Origin of the sequence: Flammeovirga sp. OC4 (assembly GCF_000812565.1) — a bacterium.
Lineage (GTDB): Bacteria > Bacteroidota > Bacteroidia > Cytophagales > Flammeovirgaceae > Flammeovirga.
Genome location: NZ_JTAM01000076.1, coordinates 22,762 through 36,418 on the forward strand (window position 1 = coordinate 22,762; position 13,657 = coordinate 36,418).

The window sequence follows — 13,657 nt, forward strand, 5'->3', positions numbered from 1 at the left end:
TATCCGACTCTTCGTTGGATTTTTATCGCTTTGTGACAACGAAGCATTATAAATCTGCTTTGGTCAAGATAAAACATAGAAACCTAAAATTACTTTTTTTCATGTACTGAGGTACTATTATTCATTTTTGTAAAATCAATTTATCAGTGAAAGAAATCATCTATTATATCGGTGTTATCGGTTCTTTTGCATTAGCAATTTCTGGTGCATTGGTAGGTATGCAGAAAAAGTTGGATCCTTTTGGCGTCCTCATTGTAGCCTTTGTCACCGCTGTAGGCGGAGGCACTTTAAGAGATGTTTTAATTGAACAAAGGGATGTTTTTTGGATTGCCGACCCAAGTTATATTTACTTTATATTGGCCGGTGCAGTTTGTGCAATGATTTTTCAAGATAAGCTTGATCGATTTAGAACTTCGCTTCTGCTTTTTGACACCATTGGTCTAGCGTTATTTTCCGTAGCCGGTGTTCAAATTGGATTGACTTATGATTTGCCTTATATTATCTGCATCATCTTGGGTGTAATTACCGGTTCTTTTGGTGGTGTTTCCAGAGATATTTTGGTGAATGAAATACCTGTTGTTTTTCAAAAAGAGATTTATGCCACCATCAGTATTGTAGGTGCTATTTTTTACATCATCTTATTTCACTTAGAAATCAATCGCTTTATCACGGAACTTGCCCCTGTTTGTATGATTTTTATATTAAGAACTTGGGTGGTTTATAAAGAAATCACTTTACCCTCTATTTATAAAAATCAGGAAACTGTTGATGAGGAAGATTGGTAAAACCTTGATTGACCTTTTATCCAAAAAACAAAAAAGAGCTTCTTCCAATGAAGGAAAAAGCTCTTTGTAATATAATTGATTAATAATGAGTTCTATTTCTCAGGTTCAAATTCAGGATTTTGCTCTATACCTCTACTAATCATGAAAGGCCAAACACCACTAAATATTAAAATTGGAACATATACATAATAACGCTGGGGAACGTCAATTCCCTGGGATAGTAATAATGACTTAACGTATGCAAAAGCAAATAATAAAACGATCGTCAAAACGATTCCAAGCTGCGCTATTGGCATTAACTGTATAGATCCAAATTTAATAGGTTTCATATAGTAACGAGGTTTAAATTTTCTTTTAATGAATATACTAATTTTATACGTAATATAGTGGACTTTGTTGGATTATTTGTGTTAAATCTACAATTAATACTATTCTTGTAAAATTTCAATTCCAAAAACACAAAAACAAGCACTAACAATACAAAAAAGCAGATTCTTCTATTTTCAACTTCAAAAAAGACAATTTCAAATTCAATACACTTGCTTTGAGTTTTGTTAATTAGTCCAAATATTTCATTTTCAGACACTTCTAACTCAACAAAAAAATCATTTCCTGTACACAAGCTATATAATCTTACATCAATGACGATCATCCGGCATATTTTTTCATGAATACCTTTTCTACAAATCCATTATTTTTCATCACTTTGATATATGTTGATCATGTCCTAGAAAAACAACCACAGAAAGCTTTATAAAAGTTCCCAGAGCCTCTATAAACTACGTTTTATCAACTTTCAATCAGGTTTTCTACAAGTATTCCAAGCAACTCTTCCAAGCTTCTTCCCTCTTCGTTCTTGTCTTGAAACAAAAAGAAGCAAAAAATTCAAGGCTTAGAAGTTAAAAGCTAACTTCTACTCTCCTCAATGATTTTAAACCGCTGAACTCAAGAAAAAGAAAAAGGTGGCACCTTAGAAAGGCACCACCTTATACTACTCACATTCGATCATGAACAAGGATTATGTTTTGATTTGTCTTTTTGGTAACGAATGATGTATATATTTTACATCTTCTGCTTTCAAAAAGAACTCTTCATTCACATAGTATTTTATTCATTGACGATATATAATTCAATCGTTTTTAATTTTTCTTACTCATCCATTGAGGTGCAGTAAGGAAATCTGACGAAGGATTACCATACTCTTCTTGATTAGAAATTGCATTTGCAACGTGTGTAGGGTTTACTGTAAACTCTCTTGCTGGGTAAGGCAAACGTGAAGGTCTGTAACCATTTGTATACCCACCTGTATGCAATTCTACCATTGAAGTACCTGTTGGCTTCGCGTCAACATTTAATAATGGATCTTCACCATATACCGGCACTTGGACATCTCTTTCCGTTGCTCCAAGAGATGTTGGTACTAGATCAGGTAAATGTGTTCTATTCCATAATGCGAAGGCGTTGTAACCGTTACCGATCTGAGACACCCAGTGTTGATAGATGATTGTATTCATCTTATCTCCTGAGTTATTAAACTCTGCAACTGCTCTTTCAACATAGTTTGAAGCCTCCACTTCCCAGATATAATCTACGTTTTGTTGTCTTTTATAAAGGTCCACAAAGTTGTTCACATAATCTTGACCTGAAGCGTAGAAACTTGGATACTTTCTAACCGCTGCTTCTACACCTTTTCTATAGTATTCTGCTGCACTACCAGGAATCGCCCAACCTCTTTGAGCTGCTTCTGCTAATAAGAAGTTGATTTCATCTGCACCCACTACAATTGTTGTTGATCCCGCGTTCAAGATTGTTGCAGGGTTCACTGCTACTAGTTGAGCATACTGACCTTGATCTTTGAATTTATAACCAAGGTTACTGTAGTATTCACCATTATCTTCATTGGCAATAGTGAATGACATGTGTTTCACCTGTCCATTCAACTCATAGATACCTCTGTTACCGTCAGGTCTATCACCTGATTTTGCACCTCTGTAATGTACTTGTTGGAATTCTGTTCCATCTGAAGTATCATATTTAAAAGGATCAAAATTCGTATAAGCAGCTGTATCTAAAAATGCTTTCGTTTCAGATCCAGTATTATCAATGTGTGAAGCTACCCAGAAAATTCTAGGGTCTTTTCTTTCTTGTAATGAAACTAACATCGCATCTGAGAAGAATTGGTAAGATTGTCCACCCACTCTACCTTCATTCGCTACACCTGATCCGTTTACTGTTTCACCCCAAGCACCACCTGTTTCATTGTGCTCAAATAAAGCACTGTCTGACAGATCACTGATATAACCAGCAGAATGCGTTACTGCATCTCTTACGATTTCCTCACCTAAAGCAGGATTTGCCTCTGACATTGCCATACCGATCTTAATCAGCATAGAATTGGCCAATTTACCCCATTTCGATGCATCACCGTTATAGTATACATCATCCGTGAACGTAGCTCCTGTATTTAAGTCTTCTCTTGCTGTTTTCAACTCTTCTACCATTTGTTCGAAAACAAACTCTTGGTCATCATATTTAGGATAGAAAATACCTTCCGACAAACCTTTACCAGCTTCTGAATAAGGAATATCACCATACAATGATGTAGTTCTGTAATAGCAAATTACTCTTGTAATTGCCAATTGCGCCAACTTTGCTTGGTTTTCAAGCTCAGTATCAGCATCCATCTGCTTTTCTAAACGAACTCTAGCATCTTCAATGTCCTTTGCAAGGTCTTTATAAAGCGTCTCCCAAGTTGCGTTTGTATAAGAATCTGCTCTACCAAAACCCGCACCTTGTGTATATTGAGGGTTCATTGTAGTCATTGACAATGGACCTGTCATGATCAAGTTACCTCTGTACCCTTCGTGACCTGATGAGTATATTTTTGTTTGTGCCTTTACGAATTGATACTTAGGATCCATATCTCCTGATGTATAATCGTTGTCGTTCATCTCTTCAAATCTGTTTGTACATGAAGTAGCAAGCATCACTGAAGCGGCAGCAATAAGTATATTTAAGTTTCTTAATTTCATTTTCGTATTGGATTAGAAGTTAGCATTTAATCTGAAACCTACTGTTCTTGGTAAAGGCATGTTTAAGAACTCAATACCTTGACCGTTTCCTGCGTGGAATGATGACTCTGGATCAATGTTAGGCACTGAAGTCCATAAGTACAATAAGTTGTTACCGTATGCAGTAAATGATAAGTTTCTGAAAGGTGTTTTCTCTAACGCCTTGTTTGGTAAACGATAAGAGATTGAAACGTCTCTTAATTTGATGAATGACGAGTTATAGATAAACTGCTCATCAATAGAAGCTACTCTTCTGTAGTATAATTCAGGGTCTACAGTTCCTGTATATGGTTGACCATCTGATGTCACTAAGTTACCTGGATTCCAGTGTCCAGTGTTGTAGTATTCATCTCTACCAATAAGAGTGTCATGGTGTTTACCATTAGAATACATTTGTGAGTTGGTCTCTGAGTAAATTTGACCTCCAAATTTACCATCAATCAATACTGAGAAACTGAAGTTTTTATAGTTGAATGTGTTTCTCCATCCTGCCATCCATGGCTGAATACCATTTCCGATTTCTGAAGCATCTTGATTTACGACTGGAAGACCACTCTCATCTACAACAATGTTGTTGTTGTCATCTCTTACATAAGTAGTACCCATGATTGTACCATACGCTTGACCTGGAATTGCTTGTACCGATACTGTACCGTTTGAACGTTGGATCATGTATGACTCAACTCCTTCTGTCAATGAAACTACTTCGTTTTGGTTATATGAACCTGTAAATGTCATATCCCATGAGAAGTTATCCGTTTCAACTGTTCTTACATTCACTAACCATTCAAAACCTTTGTTTTGGATCTCACCGGCATTAATAAGTGCTTGTGTGAAACCTGATGCATCAGAAATGTCAATTGGCATGATCTGATCCGTTGCTCTTTGGTTATAATATGCTAAGTCTAAGCTTACTTTGTTGTTGAATAAACGTAAGTCTAAACCAAACTCATACGAAGAGGACATTGACGGTCTTAAGTTCGCATTAGGAATAATTTCTCCTTCAATTTGACCTGGGTTGAATCCCCAGTTTGGGTTACCAACTGGGTTACCAAGTACTCTATATTGCACTGCTAAGCTATAAGGATCAGTATCTGAACCTACTTGTGCCCATGATGCTCTCAACTTACCAAATGATAACCATTCAGGAGTGTTCCAATCCATATCCGAGAATACCCATGAACCTGATACTGAAGGGTAGAAATATGAGTTATTATTTAAAGGAAGTGTTGAAGACCAGTCATTACGTCCTGAAACGTCTAAGAATAAGAATCCTTTATAACCAATTGAAGCTGTTGCGTATACTGATGAAATTGCTCTTTCGTATCTTGATAGATCAATAAAACGATCTTGACCAGCACCAGGGTGTTGTAAATCATCAGAGATAAACTTCACAGAACCAATATCTGTTCTATCGTGGATTTGATACATGTATGAACCACCTGCTGTTGCACTAATATCGAAGTTTCCGAATTTCTTATTGTACATTAATAAGAAGTCCATGTTGTTTTCTGTTTGCAAGTTTGTTCTTTCAAACGCTCTACCATCCTCAAAGAATGGAGTATACATTGGGTCTAGTACATTTTGTCTCCAGCTTGTTACGTCTGTACCACCTCTTGCTACAACTGATAAGTTTTCGTTGATTTCATAATTCAAGCTCAACATACCCATCATTCTGTCTGATTGATCTTGGTTATTCACCTCATACATCGTCCAGTAAGGGTTTTCGTTTTTATCGTTGTAACCAAAAGGTCTTCCGTCAGGTGTTTTATAGTTTCTCAAGAAATCCATTGATACAGTAGTAGGCACCTGCATCATGGCTCTGTTGTAGTTGTAAACACTATTACCTAAAGCCATTCTATTCGTAGACTCTTGATGCGTGTAAGTTACTCTTGAATCAATTGTCAATTTGTCATTGGCCATTTTTGTGGTTCCTCTCAAGTTGAATGTATTTCTGTTGAAAGTTGAATTTTCAACCATACCATTATTTGACATATTTGAGTAAGAGAAACGAACACTTGATTTCTCATTTCCACCAGTCAATGCAATCGAGTTATTGAACGTTACACCTGTTTGGAATAATTGGTCATAAATGCTGTAGTGTTGTACATCTCTCATCACACCATCGTAGTAGCTATCTGATCTCATACCTGGAGTAATTTTCGGACCGTACATTCTTGTACCATCTGTAGAGGTAGGGTCAGTAGGGAAATTACCTTGAGTACCGTGAGCATATTCTCTTTGGTAATCAGGAGTAATACCCATCAGATCAAAGTTTACACCTGTAGAGAAGTCAATACCAATACCTTTTCTTTTATCACCTTGTTTTGTTGTAATTAAGATTACACCATTGATGGCTCTTGTACCATAAAGTGCTGTGGCTGCTGGACCTTTTAATACTGACATTGATTCAATATCATCAGGGTTCACTGCAGACATACCATCACCTGTATCTAATCCACCACTGTCACTGTCAGAAGCATTATCATAGTTTGAGTTGGTCATTGGCACACCATCAATAACATATAATGGTTGGTTTGAACCATTCAATACCGCATTACCACGGATTACTACATTAGAAGATGAGTTAGGACCTGCAACGGGAGTAATCTGTACACCTGCTACTTTACCGTTCAACGAGTTCATAATGTTCGCTGATGAGTTATCACCAATATCTTCTGCTTTCACCTCAGAAACTGCATAACCAAGCGATCTTTCTTCACGCTTGATACCAAGAGCTGTCACAACCACTTCTTCTAGCTCTTCAGCGTCTGCTTCTAATGCAATTTGAAGGTTATCTGAATTTGTAACATCAAAATCAGTGGTTTTATAACCAATAAATGAGAATGTAAGTGTATTATTTTCTGGAGATGGAATGGCAACAGAGAAGTTTCCATCAAAATCTGTTACCGCCCCAAGGCTTGTTCCTTTAATCAAAACATTCACACCTGGTAGTGGGGAGTTATCTGATGCATCTGTAACTGTACCCGTAACTGTACGTTCTTGGGCATACAATGCACCTGTTGTAAGCATAAACATGCTTAACAGCATTAAGTAAAATTTACTCATTTTCAGTATTAGATTAGTGTAGTAGTTAAAATTGGCCTTAGCCAAAAATAATTTTTTGAACCATGCTATCTCGTCAAAGGATATTGACGTTTCTGAAATTATAATATGATTGGTTTTAGAATTTCATCGGTCTTAGCAAATGGTCTAGTTTTTATAGCATAACTTAAAATAGAATTACTTTTTATAGCTATGAAATAGTAATGTCTATTTGTTTATTAATTGATGTCTCAACTAAGTATAAAAACTGCTCTTGTTTATCTTGTAAAAATTCTTCATTTCGTATAATTGAGATTTTAGTTTATAATGTGTATAACATCGAGATTAAGTCAGACAGCTTTAAAAGTGTCTTGTTTACATTACAAATGTAGCATCATGCACGAACATGCACAATGTAAAAGGTTTTTTTAATAGTAATTGACGTTTTTAAGGTTAAAATAGTCAAATTTTCAATTTTATTTTAACAAACAAGCACAAACAGGTATCAAAAGTCTTATTTAGTTGAGAAAATTGCTGTCATAAAAAACACTTTTCGGCGTCATTTATACATTAAAAAAAGAAGAAAAATGAGTTTGGAAATTGAGCCCTCTCACAAAAAGAGTTTGAATGTAAACTTATGTAAACACCTATTTACTAATATTATAATATGCTTTTAAAGCTGAAAACAAAGCACATAGAAAAGAATTCATTAATGATAAACCTCAAACTATTTACAAAAAAACTTCTTTGATTAATATTATTTACACCTCTAATATTCGAAATTTTGAAAGAAGGTTTACCTCACCTTAAAGTGTAACAACTCACAAACCGATTCATGCATAAATACGCACACTATTTACTCTTTAAAGCTCTTCAATAAGAATTGATAAAAAATAGCACTAAGAACAAGCGTAACATTGTATGTTTGCGTTAAAAACAAGTATTAAAGGATGAAATAACATCTTTAAAAGAAAATTATATTTTTTTATCAAACTGTAGAAAAACACTATAAAAACAGTGTTTTTTATTAGTTACAACGCGAAGAGTACATACTAAACATGCAAAACAAAAACGAAAACACGCATTGTTGTGCATCATGTTATTGATTTTCCAAAACAATCCTATACATTTGTGTTCATAATACACTTACAAGGTGTTTATATACAAACAAAGTCAAAACATACAGAGTTTTTATACAAACAAAAATCTTCGAGAAATAACTTAAGTTACGTTGAATGAATTTTTACTGCATTTTTTTTACTGTTAAACCTAATTAATGCACGGTATACAACTCTTATTGTAAACTATTTTATTAACTCACTTATCCTAAAATGAAAAGAATTTTACATTCCATCAGCACGATGGTTGTACTGTTCATGACGTGTACGCTTACACTTCATGCACAAGAACAACTCATCAAAGGTACCATTAAAGATGCGATGACTGGAGAACCATTAATCGGTGCTTCGATCAAGATTAAAGGTACTTCCAGCGGTTCTATCACCGATATGGATGGTAATTTTGAACTTCAAGCAAGTCCAGAAAGTACGCTACAAATCTCTTATATTGGTTACAAAACCACTGAGATTGGTGTCAACAATCAATCTTTCATTTCCATTAAGTTGGAGCCTGATGCAACTGAAATGGAGGAATTAGTAGTCGTAGGCCTTGGGGTTGAAAGAGAAGAAAGATCTTTAGGTTATGCCGTTCAAGAAGTATCGGGTGATGACCTGGGTGCTGTCACCTCCTCTTCCAATGCCATGAACAACCTTGCAGGTAAAGTGGCTGGTGTTCAGATTAACCAAGTAGGCGGCTCTCCGGGGTCATCATCCAATGTGGTGATTCGTGGTAATGCTATTTTGGACGGTTCTAATCAGCCGTTATACGTAATAGACGGAATCCCGATGAATAACTCCAATGTAGCCAATGCTAACGACAGCAACAGCGGTGGTGTTGACACAGGTGATGGTATGTCGGGCATTAATGCGGAAGATATTGAATCCATCAACGTCTTAAAAGGACCTGCAGCCACTGCAATTTACGGTTCAAGGGGTATTAATGGTGTAATCATGATCACTACCAAATCGGGCAAAGGCGGTCAAAAAGGTTTAGGTGTAGACTTTTCACATACTTCTACCGTCAGTACTTTGGGTATTACCCCTGATAACCAAGAACAATATGCACATGGTACGAATGGTATGTTTCCAACTGATCCAAAACGTGATTATGGCATGTGGGGACCTAAAGTGACTCCAGGAATGACCACTGACAAGTACTATGATGGAGAAGAAAGAAATGTACAGTTTTATGATAACTACGAAGCATTTTTCAAACCTTCATATACTGCAAATACCAACGTTGCTTTAACCAAAGTATCGGATGCAGGAACACTTCGATTTTCTTACTCTAACATGACCAACAATGGTAACACAGACAATCAAAGTTATGAGAGAAACACTTTCTCTTTAAGAGGAACCAGTGAAGTTTCTGAAAAATTCCACATTGATGCTCGCATGAACTACATCAAAGAGGAAGCATATAACAGACCGTACATGGGTAACAGCGTCAACAACTATATGAGTAATATCAACGCCATTCCAAATACTTATGATATCAATTGGATGGAGGATTACAAAGATAAAGACGGTCGCCCTATTGGTTATAATGAAAATAATGAGAACCCTTATTGGACAATGCATGAAACAAAGTTCCATGATACAAAAGATCGTTTCTTGGGTATGGCAACGGCTACTTATGAAATCACGGATCATTTAAAAGTACAAGGTAGAGCAGGTACAGACTATACCGCTTGGAGAGCCGATGTTTTACAACCTTTGTATACTCCATGGTATGAATCAGGCAGAGCGTACGAAAGAACGCAACTCGACAGAGAAGATAACTTTGATGCCATGATGACTTATGACAACAAATTCGGCAAGTTTGATGTAGTTGCCAATGTAGGTACATCATATATGCACATTTACAGAAGATATTCTGATACAGGGTCTTCTAACTTCTCTGACCCTCTACAACAAAACCCACAATCAGGTTCAGACCGCTTTGCTTCTTATGATACTTACGAAAAAGCAATCAGTTCTGTATACGCAACAGCCTCTATTGGATATGATGGCTACTTATTCTTGGATGTCTCAGGACGTAACGATTGGTCTTCTACACTACCATTAGAAAACAATTCTTACTTCTACCCTTCTATTAGTGGTTCATGGGTATTTTCTGATATGGATTGGGACACGCCTGATTGGTTGACTTTTGGTAAAGTAAGAGCTTCTTGGGCAAAGGTAGGTTCGGATACCGACCCTTATATGTTACAACAATACTATCAGATTGATGGTCAAAAACAGGATGACCTTCAAACGGGAGCTATCTACGGTAACACCATCAACAACAGCAACTTAAAACCTTCCATGCAAACTTCTTATGAATTGGGCATGAACTTAAGAATGTTTGACGACCGTGTGAATTTAGATATGACCTATTATAATTCAAGCTCAGTGGATCAGATCATGAAGGTGCGTATTCCTGAATCATCAGGTTATGAAGATGCTATTATTAATGCTGGTGAGATCATTAACAAAGGTGTGGAAGTCGCTTTAGGTTACAATGTGATCCGAAAGAAAGATATGAATTGGCACACACAAGTCAACTTCGCTTATAACTACAATGAAGTGGTTTCATTATCGGAAGGTGTAGATCAATATTTAGTAGGTGAAGGTCCTGTCAACATCGTGGCTGCTCCAGGACAAGCATACGGTACAATTATGGGTACGGCCTACAAAAGAGATGACAGCGGCAACATCATTGTCAATGAAGATGGCATGCCAATGGTAGAAGATGGATATCAGCAAATCGGAAATGGTGTTCAACCGTTTATGGTTGGTTGGGTTAACCGTTTCCAATATAAAAATATTTCATTCGGTATGGTGATCGATGCGAAGTTTGGTGGAGACATTTACTCTTCTACCAATGCCAATATGTATTCTAATGGTAAGCATCAAGACACGGCTGATGGTAGAAATACAATGCATGAAACAGGCGTTTACAATCCTGGTGGAATGGTATATGAAAACGGAGAGCCATTTGAAGGTTTTACAACAGACCAAGATCTTCAAAACTACTACCAAACTACGGCAGGTATTGATGAAGCCCACGTTTATGACGCTTCTTACATCAGAGTGGCAGAAATTTCAGTAGGCTATACTTTCCCTAAAACAATGGTTTCAAGTGCAAAAATGCAAAACCTTCAGTTATCATTCGTAGCTTCTAACTTAGGTTACTTATGGAAGAACACTGACAACATTGACCCTGCCGCAAGTTTCTCTTATGGAAATGCTCAAGGTATGGAAGTAGGATCTTACCCACTACCAAGAACATTTGGTCTAAAGCTTAATGCTAAATTTTAATTAATCAATCAATGCTGCCACTTGTCAAAAAAGGCAAGTGGTGGAATTACCTATAAATTGCAAAACGATGAAAGCAAACCAACTATTTTTAGGTGCTGCCCTAGCAGCTAGTATGTTTTCTTGTACAAATAAATTTGAAGAAATGAACTCCGACCCTTGGGCTTCAGATGAAATGAACCCTAAGTATCAGTTCACTCACATTCAAAACAAGCCTTATACTGATGGTGGCGAGTCATGGAGAACGCAAATTATCATGGCAGGGCCAATGTCTCAAGCCACTGGTAACTTATATGCCGCTGGCGAAGCTTTTAGTACGTCTTATAAAGAATGGGCTTGGAACAACATCTATAAAGATGTAATGAAAAACGTAGCCGATCTTGAGACCAACCTTCCAGCCGCTTCTGCACAATTGGGTCAAGTGAAAATTACCAAAGTAATTGACATGCTTAAAGTTTTATCGCTTTACGGTGATATCCCTTACACTGAAGCAGGAAAAGGCTATGTGGAGCATATTTTATATCCTAAATATGACACACAAAAAGAAGCATTGGAAGCCATGGTCATTGACCTGAAAAATGGTAGAGAATGGGTGGCCAATGGTGAAACTTTTACAGATGATTTTTATTACAGAGGGGATGCTTTAAAATGGCAAAAACTAGCCAACTCTGTATTAATGAAAGTGGCCTTATATATGTCGGAAGGTGATGCCGGCAGAGCAAAAGAAATCTTTACGGAAGCATTTAATCACTCTGCAGGATATATTTCAACATTAGATGAATCTGCAAAATTAGAACACTCTTTAAATGGTGGTCCTTGGGGGCAACACATGAACGGTGTCGGTGCTTCAATGACTTCTCAAGTAGGTGGTTTTGCTTATGGTTATATCAGTGAGACTTCTCTCAAATCAATGCAATCAAGAAAAGACCCTCGTGTTTTTTGGTTAACAGGTATGCATGATTATAGTTCTTCTCCTTCCACTATGGTGATTCCTAGCAGTGATTTCGATCCGTTTGAAATGGCAGAAGAATGGGGCAGCCCTTACAAGCCTGTTTCTTTGAGAGGTACAAGAATGGGAGACCAAGACGGTCAGACAGCGGTATTTGCAGTGGAACCTAACGGTGATGTAAATAATGCATCGCCTGTTAATGCCGCTTATTTTGCTAGAATGAATGATGGAACATTGAAAATCAATGATAAGTATGCCATTGAAGACGGTGGTGACAAATTTATCTTTGCTTCTTTGAACAATATGACGGTTTTCAACCCACTTTCTCCAACCATCATCATGGGATCTGACGAGGTGAATTTTATGATTGCAGAAGCAATTCAGAAAAACTTAATTGGAGGAAATGCTCAACAATTCTTTGAATCAGGTATCCGAGATGCTTTTGACAAATACAATCGTTTTTACCCTGGAATTGAATATGTAGAAGGTGCCATTGATGCCTATGAAACAACGGATGCGGGGCAAGGGTTTGATTACAATGCAGCCAAAGAAGATTACATAGCCGCTGAAGTAATGGCCTTTGCTTCTTCAGCCAACAAACTAGACAATATCATTTACCAAGCATGGATTTCTCAAATTGGAAATGGTATCAATACGTTTACGCTTTGGAACAGAACGCATCTACCTTCTTTTGTGACACCAGAATTAGACAGAAACATGTACGAAACCATAGACATCCCTGTTTATACTGTTGATCCAAGAGATGAAATCACTGCCGGCCGTCCTATGCCTGAAGTAGTAGGTTACAAAACCATCCCATTCCATTCTCCGGGTACGACTTCTTATGTTAGATCAAGAAGATTTGACTACCCTAACAATGAAATGTCAAGTAACACCACCAACTACAACGAAGCGGTTGAAAGACAAAGAGCAGAAGCCAATGGAAATACTGGAATGTTCAATACAGTGGACCAATTCCTATCTTATAAAGGTACATTCTCTAACAGCAAGGGAGTAGAACTCATCAAAGAATAGTAATTTTCATATTTTCAGATAGATTAGATAGAGGGGTGCCGGGATCAGACGGCATCCCTTTTTTTTATTTCTGCAAGCTTTTTATGATCTACTTTCAAGCTTCCTTCTTCTTCATTTTTCCATTGATGAAAAACGAAGCAAAAAATCTAGGCTTAGAAGTCAAAAGCTAAATTTCATTCCTTTCGCCTAAATGATTTTAAACTCGCTAAAGCTCAAACAGCAAAATCATTTTTAACGGCTCATTCCATGAAATTCTTAACGCTTTTCCCTTCAATGCCGGGGGAGTACTACCAAACTAAAATGGTAGAAAGATCACTAGCGCGATTGTTAAGCGTTAGCGTACTAACTTAGCCA

The 13,657-nt window shown here is 36.9% G+C and carries 6 protein-coding genes; 3 read left to right on the forward strand and 3 right to left on the reverse strand.

All coding sequences use genetic code 11. The features are described from left to right. Positions 1 to 146: 146 nt before the first annotated feature. Positions 147 to 785 (forward strand): trimeric intracellular cation channel family protein, encoded by a 639-nt coding sequence (locus PL77_RS25250; protein WP_216595940.1) that lies wholly within the window; start codon positions 147 to 149, stop codon positions 783 to 785. A 92-nt stretch (positions 786 to 877) separates the two neighbouring features. Here the strand turns inward: PL77_RS25250 and PL77_RS25255 are convergent, their stop codons facing one another. The 3 genes from PL77_RS25255 to PL77_RS25270 form a co-directional block, all read right to left on the reverse strand. Next, complete coding sequence (locus PL77_RS25255; protein WP_044211577.1) at positions 878 to 1,114, reverse strand: hypothetical protein; 237 nt, start codon at positions 1,112 to 1,114, stop codon at positions 878 to 880. 810 nt (positions 1,115 to 1,924) lie between these two features. Then, positions 1,925 to 3,817, reverse strand: coding sequence for a SusD/RagB family nutrient-binding outer membrane lipoprotein (locus PL77_RS25265; protein WP_044211579.1), 1,893 nt, complete (start codon positions 3,815 to 3,817; stop codon positions 1,925 to 1,927). Positions 3,818 to 3,829: 12 nt separating this feature from the next. Further along, positions 3,830 to 6,925 (reverse strand): SusC/RagA family TonB-linked outer membrane protein, encoded by a 3,096-nt coding sequence (locus PL77_RS25270; RefSeq protein WP_082026726.1) that lies wholly within the window; start codon positions 6,923 to 6,925, stop codon positions 3,830 to 3,832. A gap of 1,307 nt (positions 6,926 to 8,232) precedes the next feature. On the opposite strand from PL77_RS25270, the gene PL77_RS25275 reads away from it, so the two are divergent. Further along, positions 8,233 to 11,322: a SusC/RagA family TonB-linked outer membrane protein gene (locus PL77_RS25275; RefSeq protein WP_044211581.1), complete on the forward strand. Its 3,090-nt coding sequence runs from the start codon at positions 8,233 to 8,235 to the stop codon at positions 11,320 to 11,322. 67 nt (positions 11,323 to 11,389) lie between these two features. Further along, positions 11,390 to 13,303, forward strand: a complete 1,914-nt coding sequence (locus PL77_RS25280; protein ID WP_044211582.1) for a SusD/RagB family nutrient-binding outer membrane lipoprotein — start codon at positions 11,390 to 11,392, stop codon at positions 13,301 to 13,303. Positions 13,304 to 13,657: the final 354 nt, after the last annotated feature.

Coding starts and splice junctions, on each gene's coding strand:
- PL77_RS25255 (WP_044211577.1), bottom strand. CDS start 1,114: ATGAAACCTATTAAATTTGGATCTATACAGTTAATGCCAATAGCGCAG.
- PL77_RS25265 (WP_044211579.1), bottom strand. CDS start 3,817: ATGAAATTAAGAAACTTAAATATACTTATTGCTGCCGCTTCAGTGATG.
- PL77_RS25275 (WP_044211581.1), top strand. CDS start 8,233: ATGAAAAGAATTTTACATTCCATCAGCACGATGGTTGTACTGTTCATG.
- PL77_RS25270 (WP_082026726.1), bottom strand. CDS start 6,925: ATGAGTAAATTTTACTTAATGCTGTTAAGCATGTTTATGCTTACAACA.
- PL77_RS25280 (WP_044211582.1), top strand. CDS start 11,390: ATGAAAGCAAACCAACTATTTTTAGGTGCTGCCCTAGCAGCTAGTATG.